This window comes from Actinomycetota bacterium, assembly GCA_030776625.1.
In the GTDB taxonomy this organism is placed as follows: domain Bacteria; phylum Actinomycetota; class CADDZG01; order CADDZG01; family WHSQ01; genus MB1-2.
In genome coordinates this window covers 229,916-248,968 of the sequence record JALYHL010000002.1, presented here as the reverse complement: position 1 = coordinate 248,968, position 19,053 = coordinate 229,916, and the positions used below count along the sequence as shown (strand labels likewise).

At 65.3% G+C, this 19,053-nt stretch carries 21 protein-coding genes and 1 tRNA gene; 8 read left to right on the top strand and 14 right to left on the bottom strand.

Translation table 11 applies throughout. The features are described 5' to 3' along the window. The coding region (locus tag M3N53_05405) for a PQQ-dependent sugar dehydrogenase (protein ID MDP9067772.1) at positions 1 to 1,130 on the top strand (1,130 nt) is incomplete at its 5' end. An 11-nt stretch (positions 1,131 to 1,141) separates the two neighbouring features. On the opposite strand, the gene M3N53_05400 is transcribed toward M3N53_05405, so the two are convergent. The 3 genes from M3N53_05400 to M3N53_05390 form a co-directional block, all read right to left on the bottom strand. After that, positions 1,142 to 1,639 (bottom strand): bacterial proteasome activator family protein, encoded by a 498-nt coding sequence (locus M3N53_05400; protein MDP9067771.1) that lies wholly within the window; start codon positions 1,637 to 1,639, stop codon positions 1,142 to 1,144. Between the two features lie 8 nt (positions 1,640 to 1,647). Continuing rightward, complete coding sequence (locus M3N53_05395; protein ID MDP9067770.1) at positions 1,648 to 2,274, bottom strand: UdgX family uracil-DNA binding protein; 627 nt, start codon at positions 2,272 to 2,274, stop codon at positions 1,648 to 1,650. 105 nt (positions 2,275 to 2,379) lie between these two features. Beyond that, the gene (locus M3N53_05390; GenBank protein ID MDP9067769.1) at positions 2,380 to 3,279 is read right to left on the bottom strand and encodes a cation diffusion facilitator family transporter; all 900 of its coding nucleotides are present in this window, start codon (positions 3,277 to 3,279) and stop codon (positions 2,380 to 2,382) included. Positions 3,280 to 3,348: 69 nt separating this feature from the next. On the opposite strand from M3N53_05390, the gene M3N53_05385 reads away from it, so the two are divergent. Further along, positions 3,349 to 4,155, top strand: coding sequence for an HAD-IIA family hydrolase (locus tag M3N53_05385; protein ID MDP9067768.1), 807 nt, complete (start codon positions 3,349 to 3,351; stop codon positions 4,153 to 4,155). A 4-nt stretch (positions 4,156 to 4,159) separates the two neighbouring features. Here M3N53_05385 and chrA read toward each other — a convergent pair whose 3' ends face one another. Then, entirely contained in the window at positions 4,160 to 5,509 is a 1,350-nt protein-coding gene (gene chrA, locus M3N53_05380) for a chromate efflux transporter (protein ID MDP9067767.1), read from the bottom strand. A gap of 87 nt (positions 5,510 to 5,596) precedes the next feature. On the opposite strand from chrA, the gene M3N53_05375 reads away from it, so the two are divergent. The 4 genes from M3N53_05375 (at position 5,597) to M3N53_05360 (ending at position 8,120) form a co-directional block, all read left to right on the top strand. After that, the gene (locus tag M3N53_05375) at positions 5,597 to 6,160 is read left to right on the top strand and encodes a hypothetical protein (protein ID MDP9067766.1); all 564 of its coding nucleotides are present in this window, start codon (positions 5,597 to 5,599) and stop codon (positions 6,158 to 6,160) included. Beyond that, the gene (locus M3N53_05370) at positions 6,160 to 6,579 is read left to right on the top strand and encodes a phage holin family protein (GenBank protein ID MDP9067765.1); all 420 of its coding nucleotides are present in this window, start codon (positions 6,160 to 6,162) and stop codon (positions 6,577 to 6,579) included. The genes M3N53_05375 and M3N53_05370 overlap by 1 nt, the downstream gene beginning before the upstream one ends. After that, a complete protein-coding gene (locus M3N53_05365) occupies positions 6,543 to 7,532 on the top strand; it encodes a DUF3618 domain-containing protein (GenBank protein MDP9067764.1) in 990 nt (329 codons plus the stop codon). The genes M3N53_05370 and M3N53_05365 overlap by 37 nt, the downstream gene beginning before the upstream one ends. Positions 7,533 to 7,700: 168 nt before the next feature. Further along, on the top strand, positions 7,701 to 8,120 hold the full coding sequence (locus tag M3N53_05360) for a heavy metal-responsive transcriptional regulator (GenBank protein MDP9067763.1): 420 nt from the start codon (positions 7,701 to 7,703) through the stop codon (positions 8,118 to 8,120). Between the two features lie 235 nt (positions 8,121 to 8,355). On the opposite strand, the gene M3N53_05355 is transcribed toward M3N53_05360, so the two are convergent. The 5 genes from M3N53_05355 to M3N53_05335 form a co-directional block, all read right to left on the bottom strand. Then, complete coding sequence (locus M3N53_05355; protein MDP9067762.1) at positions 8,356 to 9,180, bottom strand: methyltransferase domain-containing protein; 825 nt, start codon at positions 9,178 to 9,180, stop codon at positions 8,356 to 8,358. A 161-nt stretch (positions 9,181 to 9,341) separates the two neighbouring features. Then, on the bottom strand, positions 9,342 to 9,893 hold the full coding sequence (locus tag M3N53_05350; protein ID MDP9067761.1) for a hypothetical protein: 552 nt from the start codon (positions 9,891 to 9,893) through the stop codon (positions 9,342 to 9,344). A gap of 305 nt (positions 9,894 to 10,198) precedes the next feature. Continuing rightward, a tRNA-Ser gene (locus M3N53_05345) sits at positions 10,199 to 10,282 on the bottom strand. 261 nt (positions 10,283 to 10,543) lie between these two features. After that, a complete protein-coding gene (gene serS / locus M3N53_05340; protein MDP9067760.1) occupies positions 10,544 to 11,803 on the bottom strand; it encodes a serine--tRNA ligase in 1,260 nt (419 codons plus the stop codon). Positions 11,804 to 11,807: 4 nt separating this feature from the next. Further along, positions 11,808 to 12,335, bottom strand: a complete 528-nt coding sequence (locus M3N53_05335; GenBank protein ID MDP9067759.1) for a DUF4446 family protein — start codon at positions 12,333 to 12,335, stop codon at positions 11,808 to 11,810. 24 nt (positions 12,336 to 12,359) lie between these two features. On the opposite strand from M3N53_05335, the gene larB reads away from it, so the two are divergent. Beyond that, a complete protein-coding gene (gene larB, locus M3N53_05330; protein ID MDP9067758.1) occupies positions 12,360 to 13,115 on the top strand; it encodes a nickel pincer cofactor biosynthesis protein LarB in 756 nt (251 codons plus the stop codon). Continuing rightward, on the top strand, positions 13,112 to 14,278 hold the full coding sequence (gene larC, locus M3N53_05325; protein ID MDP9067757.1) for a nickel pincer cofactor biosynthesis protein LarC: 1,167 nt from the start codon (positions 13,112 to 13,114) through the stop codon (positions 14,276 to 14,278). Before larB ends, larC begins: the two co-directional genes overlap by 4 nt. A 220-nt stretch (positions 14,279 to 14,498) precedes the next feature. Here larC and M3N53_05320 read toward each other — a convergent pair whose 3' ends face one another. From M3N53_05320 to M3N53_05300, 5 genes are all read right to left on the bottom strand, one after another. Then, positions 14,499 to 14,879, bottom strand: coding sequence for a VOC family protein (locus tag M3N53_05320; protein MDP9067756.1), 381 nt, complete (start codon positions 14,877 to 14,879; stop codon positions 14,499 to 14,501). A 194-nt stretch (positions 14,880 to 15,073) separates the two neighbouring features. Continuing rightward, complete coding sequence (locus M3N53_05315; protein ID MDP9067755.1) at positions 15,074 to 15,922, bottom strand: DUF1028 domain-containing protein; 849 nt, start codon at positions 15,920 to 15,922, stop codon at positions 15,074 to 15,076. Between the two features lie 8 nt (positions 15,923 to 15,930). Next, on the bottom strand, positions 15,931 to 16,917 hold the full coding sequence (locus M3N53_05310) for an ATP-binding cassette domain-containing protein (protein MDP9067754.1): 987 nt from the start codon (positions 16,915 to 16,917) through the stop codon (positions 15,931 to 15,933). 92 nt (positions 16,918 to 17,009) lie between these two features. Beyond that, a complete protein-coding gene (locus tag M3N53_05305) occupies positions 17,010 to 18,035 on the bottom strand; it encodes an ABC transporter ATP-binding protein (protein MDP9067753.1) in 1,026 nt (341 codons plus the stop codon). Further along, a complete protein-coding gene (locus M3N53_05300; GenBank protein MDP9067752.1) occupies positions 18,036 to 19,001 on the bottom strand; it encodes an ABC transporter permease in 966 nt (321 codons plus the stop codon). Between the last annotated feature and the right edge of the window lie 52 nt (positions 19,002 to 19,053).

Below are 19,053 nucleotides of genomic sequence, written 5' to 3'. Positions count from 1 at the left end.
CCCGTAGGGCGTCGGCAGGCGTCCGCGGGTGGGAGACTTTCTTCATGACTCGAGCTCTTGCGTTTGTGGCTTCTTTGGGTGTGTTTGTTGCCGCTCTTGGGGTGGTGGTTCCGGCTGCGCCGGCGGTGGCGCTGCCTCCCGGCACCAAGGTGCAGATGTATCAGGGGGGGCTTTCGTTCCCCGTCGACATGGCGTGGGTGGCGGGGACGAAGAAGATCTTCTTCACCGAGAAGAACACCGGCAAAGTGCGCGTGATGGTCGGGCGGCGCTTGCTCGGGCGCGCCTGCGTCGACATCCCGGTGGCCAGCGACGGCGAGCAAGGCGCGCTCGGGATCACGCTCCATCCCCGGTTCCAGAGAACGAAGTGGCTCTACGTCATGTACACGAACGCGTCGCCGGAAGAGATGCGCGTGACGCGCTACACCGTTAAACGCAACCGGTGCGGTAGGGCGAAGAGGATCATGGCCAACGTTCCGGCCTCGTCCGGCTATCACAACGGCGGTCAGCTCGAGTTCGTCGGCGGGAAGCTCTTCATCTCGACGGGCGAGAACCACAACGCCGGAGCCGCGCAGAGCAAGACCAACCGGCTCGGAAAGATCCTGCGCTACAACGCCGATGGCAGCGTTCCCGCCACGAACCCGTTCTCGATCCCGGGGAACCGGAACCCGGTGTGGAGCTACGGACATCGCAACCCGTTCGGCCTCGCGCACAAGCCCGGGACGTCCAAGCTCTACGAGACCGAGAACGGGCCCGGTTGCGACGACGAGCTGAACCTGATCAAGAAGGGGCGCAACTACGGCTGGGGTGAGAACTACGAGTCCGGCGGGTACTGCGGCACCGCCGGCGTCGGGGACAACCCGAAAGGGCCGCTGAAGCGGTGGACACCGCCGATCGTCCCGACGGACCCGTGGTGGTACCGGGGCCGGATGGGAGCGCTATCCGGCAGCCTCTACATGGGCGACTTCGAAGGCAACCTCCACCGCTTCGTTATGAACGCGCGCGGCACCCGGGTGCGCGACGACCGCATCATCCACAGCACCGACTCGATCGTGGATGTGTCGAAGGGGCCGGGAGGATGGCTCTACTTCCTGACGCCGTCATCGATCCAGAGGATCGTCCCCAGCAACTAGCTGTCACTCCATCAGAGATACTGCCCCGCTCCGTGCGGGGGCGAGACGTCTTCGGGCGCGGGCAGGCTGTGACGGCGCATCTCCTCGAAGCGAGCGCGACTCTCCGCTTGTTGCGCGAACAACATCGCCTGGATCCCGTGGAACAGGCCCTCGAGCCATCCGACCAGCTGCGCGTGAGCTACGCGCAGCTCGGCATCGGTGGGAGCCTCTACTTCGAAGGGCAAGCTCAGACGACCGAGCTCGTCCTTCAGGTCGGGAGAAAGCACCTCACCAAGCTCTCGCACCGACGTCTCGTAAACGTCTCGCAGCCGGGCGCGGCTCGCTTCATCCAGCGATGCCTGCCGCACCTCGTCGAGCAGCTGACGCACCATCGTCGCGATCCGCATCACCTTGGCGGGGTGCTCGACCGCCTCGCGTCCGCTCGGCCCGTCCTCGCGTGGAGGCGGTGGCTCCGCGCCCGAGTGCTGGATGACGTCTTGTTGCTGCACTATGACCGGATCGTTCGACATGCCACTCCCTAAGCTCGTAGTTGTCGGGCCACCCTAGCGAGGTCGTCGGCAAAGGCTGCAAACGCCTTCTCGCGTTCCTCGGAGGGCCCGCGAAGGATCGAAGAGGGGTGGATCGTTGCGGTGACCAGCTCCGCCCAGTCCGACTGAACCGGTTGCCCTCGCTGCGTAGAAACGCGGAAGTCCTTGCCGAGAAGGGCTTGCGCGGCAGTCGCGCCGAGACACACGAGCGCCCGCGGCTTGACGACCGAGAGCTCCGCCTCGAGCCACGGCCTGCATGCGGTGATCTCCGCCATGTTCGGCTTCTTGTGGATCCGGCGCTTCCCCCGCGCCTCCCACTTGAAGTGCTTGACGACGTTCGTGACGTAGACCTGCGTCCGGTCGATCTCGGCCGCCGCAAGTGCTCGGTCAAGCAATTGGCCCGCGGGTCCTACGAACGGCTCGCCCGCGAGGTCTTCCTTATCACCTGGTTGCTCACCAACCAGCATGATCTCGGCATCTCGGGGACCGTCGCCGAAGACGGTCTGCGTGCCGCTCTTGTAGAGCTCGCACGCCGTACATCCGGCCGCGGCGTCCTGCAGCTTGGGCAGCGTGGGCCGCTGCGGGATGAGAGCCGCGGCGGTCTGGGGAGGGGTCATCGCTGCTACCTACCCAGAACCACCTGAATCGAGCGCCTACGCGCAAAAACGTGCGTTAAACGCACGTTTTGTCGAAAAGCGAGCCGGGATAGAAGAGAGGCCGCGCTACGTTTGCGTCGCGCAGGAATGACATTCGAGCTCCAACGTGGCGTGTTCGATCCCGAAGCGCTCGCCGAGCATCGACTTCAGCCGGTCGGAATGCAGCTGTGCCTCATGCAGAGTCTTCTCGCTGCCCACGACGATGTGAGCGGATAGCGCTGGGACGTCCGACGCGAGGTTCCAGATGTGGAGGTGATGCACGGAATCCACTGCAACATCCGATGCGAGGGCGGCCTCGACCGCACCGACGTCCAAGCCTCTCGGGACACCCTCGAGCAAAACGTGCGTGGCGTCGGTCAACAGGCGCGCCCCCGACCACACCAAAAGCGCAACGATGACAACGGTGGCGGCAGGGTCGAGCCACCCTGCGTCCCACAGCACGATTCCGATGCCGGCCGCGAGCGCAGCCACGGACCCGGCAGCGTCCAATGCCATGTGCAGCACCGCGCCTCTCATGTTGAGGCTGGACCCTTGTGCCCGTCGCAACAAGGCGAAGCTCCCCAGGTTGACGAGGAGGCCACCGACCGCGACGAGCGCGAGTCCCGGACCGGAAACGTCTCGTGGGTCCTGCAATCGTTGGATCGCCTCGACGAAGAGCCACAGGGCGAGACCCAGGAGCACCACCGCGTTGAGCTGCGCACCGACCACCTCTGCGCGTTGCAGCCCGTAGGTGTGACGCTGCGACGGCGGCCGCACCAGCAGCTTGTGTGCCACCAGCGCCACGGCCAAAGCACCGACGTCCGAGAGCATGTGCCCGGCGTCGGCAACCAGCGCGAGGGAGCCCAGGACCACCCCGGAGACGAACTCCACGATCATGAAGGTCGCGTTCGCGGTCAGCGCGATCCATAGCGCCTTCGACTGGGCGCCTCGCAGGTCGTGATCGTGGCCGGCTCTAGCGTGAGTCACCGCGCAATCGTGCCACTGCAACGCCACGCTCTTCTAAGCGTGGTGGACCGGAGGGAGTAGGAAGTGGTGATGTCGCACCAGAGGCTTCAGCTCGACGCGCTCGTATGCGACCTCGACGGGGTTCTCTACCGCGGGGCGGAGCCGGTGCCGGGCGCGGCTGAAACCATCTCCTCGCTTCGAGCAGGTGGGATCAGAGTTGTGCTCGCGACGAACAACGCCACGAAGACTCCGGAGCAATACGTCGAGCGGCTCGCGCGGTTCGGCGTGGAGGCGACGCCGGAGGAGCTGGTGACCTCGGCGGTGGTTACGACCGAGGAGATCGAGCGGCGCGGGTGGGGCGGGCACAGCGTCTTCGTGATCGGCGGTGACGGGATCAAGGCCAGCCTGCACGCGATCGGGATGACGTTCTTGGAGGGCATCGACGCCCGGCGCGCCGATGTCGTCGTCGTCTCGGGCACATCCGAGATGACCTACGACGACATCAGAACGGCTGCCTTCGCGGTCCGCGGCGGCGCCAGATTCCTCGCGACGAACGACGACAGCACCTTTCCCGCGCCCGACGGGCTGTGGCCCGGCGCCGGAGCGACCGTGGCGGCGGTCGAGACCGCATCGGGTCGTAGCGCGGAGGTGATGGGCAAGCCCTACCGCCCGATGATGCAGGCGATCGAGAGAAGGTTGAACGGCCGCGCCCGGATCGGTGTGGTCGGCGATCAGCCGGCGACCGACCTCGCCGGGGGCCGAGCGATGGGGTGGACGACGGTTCTCGTGTTGAGCGGCGTCACCGACGAGACCGCGGCCGCCGCAGAGAGACCTGCGCCGGACGTGACGGTTCCGAGTCTCGTCGAGCTACGCGAGCTGCTGCTTGGGCCGGACTGATCCCTCACAGGGCCCGGTAGAGCAGACCGGCCACCGCGCTCGTGACCACCACCCACAGCACGTTCACCCGAAACCGCCATAGGGCGAAGAACCCCGCGGCGGCGAGGAGCACGGCAAAGGGATCGACCGAAGCCAGATCCGGGACCGGAAACCTCGCGTTTCCGACGCGGGCGGTCGAGACGGAACCGAACAGCGCGGCCAGCGCGAACGTCACCGCGAGGTTCAAGATCACGCCGACCACCGCCGCAGTGATCCCCGAGAGGGCAGCGTTCAAGGCCGCGTTCCCCCGCAGCCGCTCGATGAACGGTGCACCCAGGAAGATCCACAGGAAACAGGGGGCAAACGTCGCCCACACCGCCACGACCGCGCCGAGGGTCCCCGCGACCACCGGGTCGAGTCCTCCCGGGAAGCGATAGGCGCCTAGGAAGCCGACGAACTCCGTGACCATGATGAGCGGCCCAGGAGTCGACTCGGCGAGCCCCAACCCCGTGACCATCTGGCCGGGCTCCAGCCACCCGAACGTGTGCACCGCGGCTTGATCGATGTACGCGAGCACCGCGTAGGCACCACCGAACGTGACCAACGCGGCCTGGCTGAAGAACAGCGCCGCCTTACTCAAGGTGTCTTGGGGGCCGCGGACCGCGATCACCGTCAGCAGCGGGACCCACCACACCGCGAGACCCACGGCCAGGACCCGCGCCGTTCGGCCCGGGGTCGGGCGAGGCTCGTCCGCGACTTCGTCCCCCAGCACGACGTCGTCATCCGAACCTGGATCTCCATGAGGAACGGGGGCCGGAAACCAGCCAGGGTGCAGACGCTGTCCCACCACACCGACAACGGCCGCGGCGATGATGATCAGCGGGAACGGGACCCCGAAGAAGAAGATCGCGGCGAACGCGGCTGCCGCAACCGCAACCATCTTCGGGTTCTTCAACGTCTTCGACCCGACGCGGATCAGCGCCGACGCTACGATCGCGATGACTGCGGCCTGGAGCCCGTAGAAGATCGCGGCCACCCACCCGATGTCGCCGTGCACCGCGTACACCCACGAGAGAACCAGGATCAGGAAGAACGCCGGCAGTACGAAGAAGATCCCAGCGACCAGGCCGCCGACGGGACCGTTCAGCAGGTACCCGACGTAGATCGCGAGCTGTTGTGCCTCCGGGCCCGGCAAGAGCATGCAGTAGTTCAGCGCGTGGAGGAACCTCTCGTTGCTGATCCACCGCTTCCGGTCGACCAGCTCGTCGTGCATGATCGCGATCTGCCCGGCGGGACCGCCGAAGTTGATGAACCCGAGGCGTGCCCAGTACCGGAAGGTGTCCCGGAGCGGGACCAGGTGGCGCGTGCGCGTCATCGCGCCGAGCATGCCAGCCCGGGAACGGTTTCCTGCTCAGTCAGCCGGGTACTCCTCGTAGCAGTCGGCATGGCGAGAGGAGATCAAGTGGCTAATTGGGTCGATGAGGACCAGGGACTCGGAGGAGTGACAGGTCAAGCGCAGGAAAAGGTCCAGCAGGTGGCCGACGAGGCGCGGGAACGTGCAGTGCAGGTCAAAGAGGAGGGGCGGAACCTCGTTCGCACGCAGCTGGAGCAACGCTCCAGTCGTGCGGGACAACAGGTCCACTCCACCGCGCAGGACCTTCGGACCATCGCCGGACAGTTGCGCGAGCAAGGTCAGGAGACGCCGGCGAAGATCGCCGAGCAGGTCGCGGAGCGGGGGGAGCAAGTAGCGGGATACCTGCGCACCAGCGACGCCGACCGGTTGTTGCAGGACGTGGAGGAAGCCGCGCGGCGGAACCCGTGGGTGGTGATCGCCGGAGGGGTCTTCCTGGGATTCGCGGCATCCCGCTTCCTCAAGTCGTCCAGCGCGATGAGGTACGACTCCCGCTATGTGAGCACTCGTTCGTCCCAGCAACTACGGTCACAGTTGCAGGCGACGGGAGCGACGGTTCCGCCGCCGCGACTGGTTTCGGGCTTCTCTGATTCACCGGTTGCAGAGGACCTGTGATGGTGCAACAGCCTGCGGGTGATGACCTGCGTGATCGTCCTCTCGGAGAGTTGCTGAAGCAGCTGTCGGAGGAGACAGCGACACTCGTTCGCCAAGAGCTCGAGCTAGCGAAAGCCGAGATCACGACGACAGGCAAGAAGGCCGGCGTCGGTGTCGGCCTGGTCGGTGCCGGGGGGATCATGGCGCTGCTCGCGCTCGGCGCGTTCACCGCATTCTTGATCCTCGTACTGAACACGTTCATGCCGGCATGGCTCGCGGCACTGATCGTGACTCTCGTTTACGCCGCCGGGGCTGGAGTACTAGCACTCCGTGGGCGAGACAAGGTCAAAGAGGCCACGCCGCCGGCACCTCAAACAGTCGAAACCGTGAAGGAGGACATCGAGTGGGCAAAGAACCCGACGAGATCCGCCAGGACATAGAAGAGACGCGCTCCCGGATGGGGGAGACGGTGGAGGCCATCGGCTACAAGGCGGACGTGCCGGCTCGCGCGCGGGAATCCGTTGCAGAGAAGAAGGACAGCGTCGTGCAGTCGGTGGTCGGCGCGAAGGACCGCTTCGTGGGAGCCATCGTGGGAACCAAGGAATCCGTAGGAGGTTCTATGAGCAACGCGGGCGACAGCATCTCTGGATCGGTCAGCGGCGTCGGAAGCACGATCTCCGAGTCCGCAAGCAACGTCGGAAGCAGCGTTGCCGAGAGCGTCAGCAGCGCCGGTCAATCCGTGGCGGAGACCGGGCGTTCGGTAGCCGGGACGGTGCGGGAAGCGACGCCGACGGCGCAGGAGCTCCGGCAGGGCGCCCAGCGGACGGCGGGCCTCGCTCAGGAGAACCCGCTGGGGCTGGCGGTCGGCTCCGTCGCTCTTGGGTTCCTCGCCGGGCTGATGGTGCCCGCCACCCGGATAGAGAGGCGCACGATCGGCCCGGTAGCGGATCAGGTGGTCGACCAGGCTCGACAGACCAGCCAAGAAGCGGTCGATCGCGGCAAGCAGGTAGCTCAAGAAGCGGCCGAGACCGCGCGTCAGGTGGCTCAAGAGACGGCGAGCGCCGCGCAGGAGGCAGCGCAGCGCGGAGCCGAGGATCTACGAGGAACCGCACAGGAGCAGGGACAGGAGCTCGCCTCGAGCGCTCAGGAAAGGGTCTCGAGCTTCGCCGGGTCGTCTGAAGGATCGGAGCAACAGCGTCACTCGTCTTCGTCCGAAGGTTCCGGGCAGCAGGGCCAGCAAGGAGAACAAGGCGGATGGGCCGGCGCGACGTCCGAGCTGCCGAACTCCGGCCCGCCCATCACCGGAGACCCCTTGATCACCGGCAACGCCGGCATCGGCGGCACGGGCGACGCGATCGAAGGTCGCGACCCCGGGGGCACCCCGACCATCTGACTTAGAGCGGCGAGAAGGGGGGACGGGCCCCCCTCCTCGCGTGCCTCTCAGCTCCGGCTACGCCATCACGTACCTGATCGCCGCGGCTGAACGCTGCGGCGGTGGAGCAGTCGCATCTTCGAACGGTCGCTTGACTTTGGAGTGCACTCCAAGGTTTACCTTCACGGCATGCCCATGAAGGTCTCGGAAGTCGCCAGCGAAGCAGGGGTGTCGCCGGACGCCGTGCGTTTCTACGAACGCGAGGGCCTGCTGCCCTCGCCCGCCCGGTCGCCCTCGGGATATCGGGAGTACGAGGAGACGACGCCGCGGCGGATCGCATTCATCAAGGGCGCGCAGGCCATGGGGCTCAAGCTCGCGGAGATCAAAGAGCTGCTCGAGATCCAGGACAAGGGTGCGTGTCCCTGTGGGCACACGCGCACGATCGTCGAGCGGCGGATCTCGGAGATCGACGCGGAGCTGACGCGTCTCGCTGCGGTGCGCGGCGAGCTGGCGGAGATGGCGAACCTCGAATGTCCCGCAACGGACGAAAGCGAGCTGTGGCCATGTGAGGTCACCTTCATCAAGCGAGGAGGTGAACAGGTTGGCTGACGGAGGTTGTCCGTGCTGTGGTTGCCCATGTGGCGACTGCGGCGGGTCTGGTTCCAAGTAGGAAGGAGGTGGAGATGAGCGAGCTCCCGTGCGACTGCGGTCCGGAGTGCCCTTGCGGCGACACTGACTGCTGCTGATGCAGGGGTAGCCGACGTCGTTGCTAGCGCGACGCTGGCCCCCCGGCAGGCCAGCAAACAGCTTCTAGCAGAATGGCAGGTCGCTCATAAGGAACGCATCACTTCCTCGTGCCTATGGCGAGCAAGTACTCCTTCTCAAAGCGCGCTTCGTCTTCGCTCCCGCGGTTCCACTCGTGACAGAAGGCGGCCATCGCCTGGTCCAGCTCTTCCTCGCGCCCGTTCGCGCGCGCGTTCTTGAACGTCGCGATCGTCGGACCGTAACGCTCCTTGAAGTGTTCGCGGTAGTCGAGCGGGTGCTTGAACGCGGTGATCTCGAGGACGTCGCGCTCCAGAGTGGTGAACTCGACGCGATCCCCAAACAGCTGTCGGATGTGATCCTCGGATCCCCACAGCGGCGGAGGTTGCGCGCCGGACGGAGGCGGCGGAGCGTATGGCCCCATCGTGCGGAAGAGCGCTCCCAGCATCCCCTCGGGCGTCCAGCTAAGCAGCCCGATGGTGTCGCCGCGCTTGCACACGCGCACCAGCTCGTCGGCCGCCTTCTGGTGGTGCGGGGCGAACATCGCGCCGATACAGGACATCACCACGTCGAAGTCCTCGTCGGGGAACGGTAGGTCCTCTGCGTCCGCCTCGATCCATTCAAGTTCGAGGCCTAGGGCCTCTGCTCGGGCGCGCCCGGCCTCGAGCAGGCTCGGCGTCAGGTCGCTGGCGACAACCTCCGCGCCCCGCTCCGCTGCGTGGAGAGACGCGTTGCCGGTGCCGGCGGCTACGTCCAGGACCCGCTGCCCAGGACGGAGATCGCATGCCTCGACGAGCCGAGGGCCGAGCGGCAGCAGGAACGTCTCCACCATCGACGCGTAGTCGCCGGAGCCCCACATCGCCTTGTGGCGAGTCTTCAGTTCCTGATCTGCGGTTACCGTCGACATCCTGCACCGCCTTTCGAACGATCCGCGGAGGCTCCGCGGGGACGCCACCAGTGTGCTTCGACGGTGCTTCGGTAACAACCTCCATGGAGGGCTTATTCGCGCGGCTGCTCGGCGTCAGCGGTGCTTTCAGCGGAGGACGGGGTGAACCCTCTCGAGCACTATCAGCCTTGAACTCTGGCTTTCGCGCCGCGCAGTAGGGCTCCGCCAATCAGTAAACCGAGTAAGACCATTGCGCCGCCAGACAGCACGTTCACGTGAGCCAACGGGGTAAGGAGAACGACCCCAACTGCCGCCACCGTGATCCCCACCCAGCGGGGCAGCAATGCGTTCGACTGAAGACTCGCCCAGCCGATCGCAAGCCCGAATACTCCAAGTCCCACGCCCCCGGCCGCGGACCCCAGGATCTGTGATACCTCAAACAGCGATTGAGCAAGCGGTCTGGTGAGTTCACCTTCGCCCGCCCGCAAGGCGGCCACTAGGTTGATCGACTCGGCACCTAGTCCGGCGGCCATAGCAAGCAGAGCGCCCCCAAACGCTGCTGTCGCCAGGTAGTCGGCGCCTCCGCTCTCGACGACTGCTTGTCTGAGCGCGGCCGCGAACACCACGAACATCGCGATTGAGACCAGGCTGATCGACCCACCGACAGCGATACGGTCCGCGCGCTCTTCGTAGAAGTGGAGGATCTCGGTTACGGCCGTCCCATCTTCCGGCATACCAATCCCCCAGATCGCGTTGCCGATTGCGAACAGAAGCGACGCTCCAACACCGCTAAGGCCAGCGAACTTCGATGGCGTCACTTCACCCACAGCTGCAATCTTCGCGCGCCCGGCTCGAGGTCTGGCGTCCCGGCCACCTGGAAAGCCAACCCGAAGGTCGCGCACTTCGTGAACTAGCGAAGAGTCGCGAATGTGCAGGTCAGACACAGCGGAGGCCGGGGGGCTCGAACCCGCAAGTCCTTTCGACAACGGGTTTCAATTGTTCGCCTGGCGGTTGACGTCGGCTGAAGCGAATCTCTCGGCGGAGGGGGTGGGATTCGAACCCACGGGGGGGTTACCCCAACAGTTTTCAAGACTGCCACCTTCGGCCTCTCGGTCACCCCTCCATCATGCCCACAGTCAAAAGGAATCGCTTGTCGAGATTCCACGACCTACGCGAGTGTAGACACTCCCGCACGAGAAACTCCTCACCATTGTTGTTCAGTACATACAACCAGTCATACGCATTCGGACGGGTTCGTTTCACGACATAGCCGCTTGAGTTTGAATGGATTCGACGAAGATACACATCGTAGCTATCCCTATGACAGAAACTCGGTGCCGCCGAGTGCACTCTGAGAAGTCTTAGACGATGAGAAAAAAGGAGATTAAGCGGGGCCGATCGAGTCGAAGCCGGTGTACGGGCGCAGTGCCTCCGGGATGCGAACAGATCCGTCGGCCTGTTGGTGGTTCTCTAGCAGCGCAACGATGGTGCGCCCGACCGCGCAGGCCGTTCCGTTGAGGGTGTGGACCAAGCCTTTGTTGCCCCGCTGCTTGAAGCGGATCTGCAAACGCCGCGCCTGGTAGTCGGTGGCGTTCGTCGCGGAGGTCACCTCCATGTAGCGACGGGCGCCCGGGAGCCACGCCTCGTGGTCCACCTTCTTCGCGGCGGAGGAACCCAGGTCTCCGCCGCACATCACCAAGACTCGGTATGGGATCTCTAGTGCCTGCAGGATCTGCTCCTGATTGCTGCGGATGACCGCGTACTCGTCCCACGAGGCATCGGGATGCGCGAACGAGAACTGCTCGACCTTGTCGAACTGATGTACGCGCACGAGACCTCTCGTGTCCTTGCCGTAGCTGCCGGCCTCGCGGCGGAAACAGGAAGAGAACCCGGCGTAACGACGAGGGAGCTGCCCTTCCGAGAGGATCTCGTCGGAGTGCATGGCGGCCAGCGCGACCTCCGACGTGCCAGCTAGATAGAGCTCATCCCGTTCGACTCGGTAGTACTCGTGCTCGTCAGCGGGTAAGAACCCCGTCCCGTACATCGCGCGCTCGCGCACCAGCACAGGAGTGACCACGGGTGTGAAACCCCGCTCCAGCAGACGGTCCACAGCGAACCGCACCAATGCGAGCTCGAGGATCACCCCCTGACCTGTCAGGTAGACGAACCTGCTACCGGATGTCTTTACCGCCCGTTCCGAATCGAAGATTCCCAGCGCCTCGCCAAGCTCCACATGGTCCTTCGGTTCGAAGTCGAAGTCCCGCTTCTCGCCCTCTTCTCGTTCGACGACGTTGTCTTCTTCGGTGAGACCTTCGGGCACGCTGTCGTGCGGGAAGTTCGGGAGGTGGACGGCGGCTTCCGCGAGCGAGGCGTCTAGCTGCTCGAGCTCCGGCTCGAGCCCCTTCAGGCGATCGGAAAGCTCTTTCGCGTGCGCGATCGCGGCCGAGCGTTCATCCCGCGGCGCGGCTCCGATCGCCTTCGAGGCACGGTTCTGCTCCGCGCGAAGGTCCTCAACCTGACGCAACAGATCCCGGTGACGGAGGTCGAGCTCGATGACGTGGTCGAGTCCGTCCACTCCACCGCGGCGGGCGTAAGCCGCCCGCACGGCATCGGGCGCGTCCCGCAGAAGCCGAAGGTCGATCATCTATCTACTGTCGCGACGCAGTGGCGCGGGCGTCTCCCCGAGCGCGCGCGGCGACGGCCCCGGCGATCGCCTCACGCTCTTCGTCAGACAGGTTGTGCTCGGATCGCAGATTGAAGATCTCCTTAGCGTAGGTGCGGGTCTCGCTCCTCCCGTTGATCGAGGTCAGGACGATCCCGTCGCCGTGGTCGTCTAGGAGAGCAGCGGAGAACGACATCCGGCCGCCCATGTCGTCGAAAGCGTCGTAGCGCACCATGTGGAACCTCTGCAGGGCGGTGCGCAGCACGCCCGCCTGCGCCTGCTGGGCCTGGATCACCGAGTCCACCCGCTGCTCGGTCGCATCCACCCTCTGCATCGCGCCGGCGACGGCGCCGAGGATGTCACGCTCCCCCTTGTCGCCGCGCAGGATCATGTATTCCTTGCGAAGTTTTCGCAGACGGACGGTCGAGCCGATCGCGGCGAGAAAAGCCAGGATCGCCAGTCCCGCCACGACCGCGAGAGCCACGGTCGTTTGATCTGCGGTGAGGTCCGGCACGGTGGCTCATCCTACACTCGCCACATGCGCCCAGATGAGGTGAAACTCCTGCTCAGAGGCATAGAAGCCGGTACGACAAGCCTCGACGAGGCGGTGCGCGCGCTGTCGGCGTTGCCGGTGGAAGACATAGGCGTTGCTCGCGTGGACACCCATCGCGAGCTCCGCCAGGGCATGCCCGAGGCCATCTACGCAGAAGGTAAGACGCCCGAGCAGGTCGCGCAGATCGCGGCTGTTCTGCTCGAAAAGAACGCGGGGGCTGTGATCGCGACGCGGGTCCGGCCCGAGATGGCAGAGCATCTGAGCGACCGCTTCCCTTCGGCGCGGTATCACGAGGAGGCACGTGTCGTGGTGTTCCGGACCGAGGCGCGGGTCCGGCTGGGGCGTGTGGCGGTCCTGTTCGCCGGAACCTCCGATCGCCACGTCGCAGAAGAGGCCGCGGTCACCGCCGAATCTGCGGGGGCCGAGGTCGAGCGGATCGGCGACGTCGGCGTCGCCGGCCTGCACCGGTTGCTCGCGGTACAAGATCGTCTGCGCGCTGCGGACGTGCTGATCGTCATCGCCGGGATGGAGGGAGCGCTGGCGAGCCTCGTCGGCGGGATCGCCGCCGCCCCCGTCGTCGCCGTACCGACAAGCGTCGGTTACGGCGCATCCTTCGACGGGTTGGCCGCGCTTCTGGCGATGCTCAACTCCTGCGCCGCAGGCGTCGCCGTGATGAACATCGACAACGGTTTCGGCGCGGCGATGTTCGCGCTGCGGGTGCTGAGGACCATCAACCCGTGACGATCCTCTACTTCGACTGCTTCTCGGGCGCGGCCGGCGACATGCTGCTGGGTGCGTTGATCGATGCAGGCGTACCGGAGGACACGGTCCGCGGCTCGCTCCAAACGCTCGGCCTGCCGGAGTGGGAACTGCAGGTCGATCGAGTGGTGAAGCACGGCATCGCCGCGACGCGCGTGAAGGTGGCGACGCAGGACCTCACCAGCAGGAACTACCGCGAGATCAAGACGCTCCTGGAAGACGCTCCGCTCGAGGAAGGGGTGCGCAGCCGAGCCTTGAGGACCTTCGAGGTTCTCGCGCAAGCAGAGGCCAAGGTTCACGGCTCGGACCCGCAGGAGGTTCATTTCCACGAGGTCGGAGGGGTCGACGCGCTGATCGACATCGTCGGTTGCGCGGCGGCCATAGAGCATCTCGCACCGAGCACCGTCGTGGCCTCAGCTCTCGTCACCGGCAGAGGCTGGGTGACGGCTGCACACGGCCTCCTTCCCGTGCCCGCCCCCGCGGTGCTGGAGATCCTTCGCGGGGTCGAGTTGGAAGAGCACGGGGATCAAGAGCTGGTCACTCCCACGGGGGCCGCCATCCTCGCCGCGGCCTCCGACTCGTTCGGCGCGATGCCGCCACTGAAGCTGGAGTCGATCGGATACGGCGCCGGCGAGCGCGATCTCGACCGGCCGAACGTGGTGCGAGTGGTGGTCGGGACGGAATCCAGCGCCTCCCCTGCCGATGAGGCGTGGCTGATCGAAACCAACATCGACGACATGAGCGGGGAGCTGATCCCGTATTGCATCGACTCGCTGCTTCGCGCCGGAGCCTCCGACGCATGGTCGACGCCGATCCTCATGAAGAAGGGGCGTCCGGCGGTGACGCTGTCCATCCTGGTCGCACCGGAGCAGAAGGAGCGCGTGCTGGATGTGCTCTACCGAGAAACGACCACCCTTGGCGCGAGATCGCAGCGGGTGGCGAAGGACGAACTGCAACGCGAGTGGGTCGAGATAGAGGTGCAAGGCGAACCGCTGCGCGTGAAACTCGGGCGGCGCGGCGGCGAGCTCGTCACGGCATCCCCCGAATACGAGGACGCGGTGCGGGTGGCACAGAAAACGGGACTGCCCTTACGTCGGGTGTTCGAACTCGCCACGACTCAGGCTCGATCGACCTCACCTGAGTAGCCGAAGTACTGTCAGTACTACGAAGATTTCGCCTTGTGCCGGGCGCGATACGCAGCGACGTTCGCTCGAGCAGCGTGACGCCCTTGCAACTGGCGGGCGGCGCGGTCGTCGGCGCCGGCGTTTGGATGAGGCACAAAGGATGACCGATCGCCATACCCCCGTCACACCGGACTTCTAGGCAGACCCTAGGTACCTGATGTCGAGGCGTGACCGATGCGCATCAAAGCGGGTCGAGGCGGGCCTTGAGCAGGCAGAACTCATTGCCTTCCGGGTCGGCCAGGACGTGCCACGGCTCCTGCCCTGTCTGGCCGATGTCGGCCGGGCGGGCACCGAGCTTCAGAAGGCGTTCGAGCTCGGCGTCCTGATCGCGGTCGGTGGCATTGACGTCGATGTGCAGCCGGGATTTCCCCCTCTCCGGCTCATCGCTACGACTGAGGATGATCGTCGGCTGCGGACCGCCGAAGCCTTCGCGCGGCCCGATCTCCACCGAGCCGTCGTCCTCGCGATCGAGCACGACGAAGTCCAGGACCTCGCACCAGAACCGCGCCAGCACCTCGGGGTCGCGGCAAGCGAGCACGAGCTCACTGATACGACACGCCATAACTAAACCTGCTCTCAGCCTGGGAACTGCCGGGGAGACCACACGCGAACATCATGGGCTCTCAACAGGGAAAACAATCCCGCAACCGTACCGGACGAGGCCAGCACGGGCGATTGATTTCAGGGCCGCCCTGTCCGGGCAGTCGGGCGGGGCCGTTGGCCATGCAGTAGGAAAGCTGACTTTTGTGACACGACCTAGCCGCGGCTCTTGTTCCGGAGGTGGTCGAGGATGCCCTGCTCCAGCCGGTCCTGGTCGACCCAACGCTCCTCGAGGTTCTCGCTACCGATGAACTCGCGCAAAGCGGCCTTGACGTCGTCGTCGTAGGTCGTGCCGGGCGGAAGCTGCAAGAGCGTGCGTAGCTCTGCCGCAAGAGACGCGTCGACATCGATCAGCCGGAGGTCTTCGGGTCGCGGCATCAACAGACGGTGTATCCCGAAGATTCGTTGAAGCTCCGGGATAGGCGCCGGGTGATCGTCCACGCGCAGATCCACCGCGACGTCGTTGCCGCCCCCGTACCCGCCGCCCTCACGCACCACCAGGAGCGCAGCCGACTGGCGGCCCCTGCGATCACCGCCCGCCGCGTCGCCCGCCGCCAGCGCGACGAGCAGACGCTCGGCCAGCTCGCCCCTTGCGCTGTCGAAGGCGCGGCTCATCTCGGCGATGACGCCGCTGCCGGTGAGGATGTTGCCCTGGCAGCAGTAGCCATCGCTCACGAGACCGCCGGCCCAGTCGAAGCAGCCGCGCCCGGTAAAGGTCGCCGCTCGACCCTCGCGGTCCACCACGCCCAGCTGGCGGTCGTCTCTTCCGTCGTCGGCCCTCGTCAGCGACTCCACGACCTCCTGCGCGCTCGATCCGGAGCTCAGGAGATCTAGGCCTTGAGGCCCGTATGCGACGTTCGCCAGCGCCTGCGTGGCAACCGCGCCGGCTCCCGCACGTCCGAAGCCGACACATGAACCGACGGCGAGGAACTTCGATGCGACGGCCACGCCCCATTCGGGCGCGGGATCAGCCTGAAGGTCGCAGGCGACGATCGAAAAGGTCATCCCGGGGGTTACGCGTGTGCGGCCCGGTGGAGCTGTTCACCCTCATCGACCGGGTACCAGCAGGCGGCGTAGTGCCTCCGCGCAACTTCGCCGAGCGGGGGCATCTGGCCTTTGCAGTTGTCGGGCACCTTGTCCTTGGCGCCTGCGACGATACGCGCCTTCGGGCACCGGGGGTGGAAAGGACAGCCCGAGGGTGGGTCCATCGGGGACGGAACGTCTCCGGTCAGTACGACACGCTGGCGCACGTCGGTGTCGGTATAGGGCTTGGGAACGGCGGACAGCAGCGCGGCCGTGTACGGGTGCTTCGGGTCTTCATAAAGTTCGTCCGCCTGCGCTACCTCGACCACGTTGCCCAGGTACATCACGGCGATGCGGTCCGAGATGTGACGGACGACACCGAGGTCGTGAGAGATGAAGAGATAGGTCAGCTTGAACTCGTCCTGCAGGTCCTCCAGCAGGTTCAGGATCTGGGCCTGGATCGAGACGTCGAGGGCAGACACCGGTTCGTCACAGATGATGACCTTAGGCCGAAGCGCAAGCGCACGCGCGACACCGATCCTTTGACGCTGTCCTCCCGAGAACTCGTGTGGATAGCGGTTGTAATGCTCGGGGTTCAGCCCGACGCGATCCATCAACTCTCGCACCTGCTTCGGCTGATCACCCGGGATCTTGTGGATGTCGAACGGAGCACCGATGATCTGGCCGACCGTTTGCTTCGGGTTAACCGACGAGTACGGGTCCTGAAAGATCATCTGGATCTCACGCCGGAGCGGCAGCATGTCGCGGCGAGACAGCCGCGTGATGTCGCGGCCCTCGAAGAAGACCCGACCGGATGACGCTGGAAGAAGCTTCGCTATCAGCCGCGCGGTAGTCGACTTTCCACATCCCGACTCGCCGACGAGACCAAGCGTCTCCCCGGGCATCAAAGTGAAGCTCACGTTGTTGACCGCCTGCACGCGAGCGACCTCTTTGCGAAAGATGATCCCCTCGGTCACGGGGAAGTGTTTGCTGAGGTTGCAGACCTCGATCAGCCCGCCGTCGAGCGTCCCCGGTCCGGCCGAAGCCGGCTCGGATGTTGCGACGCTGCTCACGACGCGACCTTCCTGCGGCGACGCTCTCGCTCGGTCCACAGCCGCTTCTTCTCTTCGATCGAGAGGTGGCAGGCGTCGGGATGACCGCCGCCCCTGTCGTAGAGCTCGGGAACGTCTTTGTCGCAGGGCTCGAACCGGTGAGGGCAACGAGGGTGGAAGGGACATCCCGGCGGGACCCTGATCAGAGACGGTGGCATGCCGTCGATCGGCACGAGACGAGCGCCTTTCAGATCCACGTGTGGGATCGACTCCAGCAAACCCCACGCATATGGGTGAAGCGGCTGTGAGAAGACCTGGTCCTTCCCGCCGATCTCGATCGCCCTGCCCGCGTACATCACCATGACCGTCTGCGCGACGTCGGCGACCACACCGAGATCGTGCGTGATCAGGATCACGCCCACGTTGAAGTCCGACTTCAGACGCTCGATCAGGTCGAGGATCTGAGCCTGGACGGTTACGTCGAGGGCGGTCGTGGGCTCGTCTGCGATCAAGACATCGGGGTTGTGCACGAGCGCCATCGCGATCATCGCGCGCTGCCGCATACCTCCTGAGAACTGATGTGGGTAGTCGTTGTAACGGGAGTCGGGCCGCGGGATACCGACGGCGGCTAACAGGTCGACGACCCGCTTCTTGGCGGAGGTCTTGCTGCAGTCCTCGTGCGCATAGATGGCCTCGGCGATCTGATCGCCGACGCGGTACAACGGGTGAAGACAAGCGAAGGGATCCTGGAAGATCATCGATAGCTCTTTGCCGCGTACCTGGCGAAGCTCTTCGGTCGAGATCTTCAGCAGGTCGCGCCCCTTGAAGATGACCTCACCGGAGACGTTCGCGCTCTCGAGGTTGATCAGCCGCAGGCTCGTCAAGCAGGTGACGCTCTTGCCCGATCCCGACTCGCCGACGATTCCCAGAGTCTCGCCGCGATCCAGCGTGAACGAGACGCCGTCGACAGCCTTGACGACCCCGTCTGGGGTGTTGAAGTGGACCTTGAGGTCCTTGACCTCGAGCAGACGCTCCTGGGACATCTAGGACAGCCTTACGCGCGGGTCGAGATACCCGTAGATGATGTCGACGACCAGGCTCATGAACGTGACGAAGAACGCAGCCACCACCGTCACCGCGAGCACCACCGGGATGTCCGAGCGGTTCACCGCAGAGATCACCAACTGGCCGAGGCCTGGGATATTGAAGACGCTCTCGGTCAGGATCGCGCCACCGAGCAACAGCGAGAAGTCGAGCCCGAAGATGGTGACCACCGGCGTCAGGCTCGAACGCAGACCGTGTTTGCCTATCACCTTGCGCTCAGGCAGCCCCTTGGCGCGCGCCGTGCGTATGTAGTCCTCGCCGAGGGTCTCCAGCAGGTTTCCGCGCACCATCCTGGCGTAGAACGCGGCGTATTGCAGCGCCAGCACCGCCCACGGAAGGATCATGTGGGCGAACCAGTCGCCGGGATCTTCACCGAAGGGCGTATGGCCCGTGCCCGGCGACCACGCGAGCTTCTGCCAGAAGATGAACAGCGCGAAGAGGCCGACGGCGAAAACCGGGGCCGACACGCCGAATAATGCGAACCCCATAGCGGCACGATCGACCATGGTTCTGCGCCGAAGCGCAGACACGATCCCAACCGAGATCCCGACGACGAGCCACAAGATCGCCGCGCCGAACCCGAGCTGCATCGTGACACCAGCACGGGTGAACAACTCCTCTTTCACGGGCGATCGCGTATCGAACGAGAAACCGAGCCCGGGCCAGCCGTACTCGTCTCCCAGGAAGATGTTGCGAACGAAGGTGAAGTACTGGACGTGCAGGGGTTTGTCGAGCCCGAACTGGATCTTGACCTGCTCGATGACCTCGGGAGTGGGCGTCTTTCCTGCGAAAGCGACCGCGGGATCGCCCGGCGGCATCACATAGAAGATGAGGAAGGTGGCCAGCGTGATGATCAGCACGACCATCAGCAGATAGAGCAGCCGTCGAGCTATGTACCTGCCCACTCAGGAGCCTCCGTGACCCGATCGGAACTGAAAGAGCGGTGAGACGAGGGAG

Bases quoted from the DNA above. Each gene is read 5' to 3' on its own strand.
- serS (MDP9067760.1), bottom strand. From the start codon at position 11,803: ATGATCGACCTTCGGCTTCTGCGGGACGCGCCCGATGCCGTGCGGGCG.
- M3N53_05305 (MDP9067753.1), bottom strand. From the start codon at position 18,035: ATGTCCCAGGAGCGTCTGCTCGAGGTCAAGGACCTCAAGGTCCACTTC.
- M3N53_05350 (MDP9067761.1), bottom strand. From the start codon at position 9,893: ATGCCGGAAGATGGGACGGCCGTAACCGAGATCCTCCACTTCTACGAA.
- chrA (MDP9067767.1), bottom strand. From the start codon at position 5,509: ATGACGCGCACGCGCCACCTGGTCCCGCTCCGGGACACCTTCCGGTAC.
- M3N53_05400 (MDP9067771.1), bottom strand. From the start codon at position 1,639: ATGTCGAACGATCCGGTCATAGTGCAGCAACAAGACGTCATCCAGCAC.
- M3N53_05320 (MDP9067756.1), bottom strand. From the start codon at position 14,879: ATGGCGTGTCGTATCAGTGAGCTCGTGCTCGCTTGCCGCGACCCCGAG.
- M3N53_05370 (MDP9067765.1), top strand. From the start codon at position 6,160: ATGGTGCAACAGCCTGCGGGTGATGACCTGCGTGATCGTCCTCTCGGA.
- M3N53_05315 (MDP9067755.1), bottom strand. From the start codon at position 15,922: ATGACCTTTTCGATCGTCGCCTGCGACCTTCAGGCTGATCCCGCGCCC.
- larB (MDP9067758.1), top strand. From the start codon at position 12,360: ATGCGCCCAGATGAGGTGAAACTCCTGCTCAGAGGCATAGAAGCCGGT.
- M3N53_05395 (MDP9067770.1), bottom strand. From the start codon at position 2,274: ATGACCCCTCCCCAGACCGCCGCGGCTCTCATCCCGCAGCGGCCCACG.
- M3N53_05385 (MDP9067768.1), top strand. From the start codon at position 3,349: ATGTCGCACCAGAGGCTTCAGCTCGACGCGCTCGTATGCGACCTCGAC.
- M3N53_05360 (MDP9067763.1), top strand. From the start codon at position 7,701: ATGCCCATGAAGGTCTCGGAAGTCGCCAGCGAAGCAGGGGTGTCGCCG.
- M3N53_05355 (MDP9067762.1), bottom strand. From the start codon at position 9,180: ATGTCGACGGTAACCGCAGATCAGGAACTGAAGACTCGCCACAAGGCG.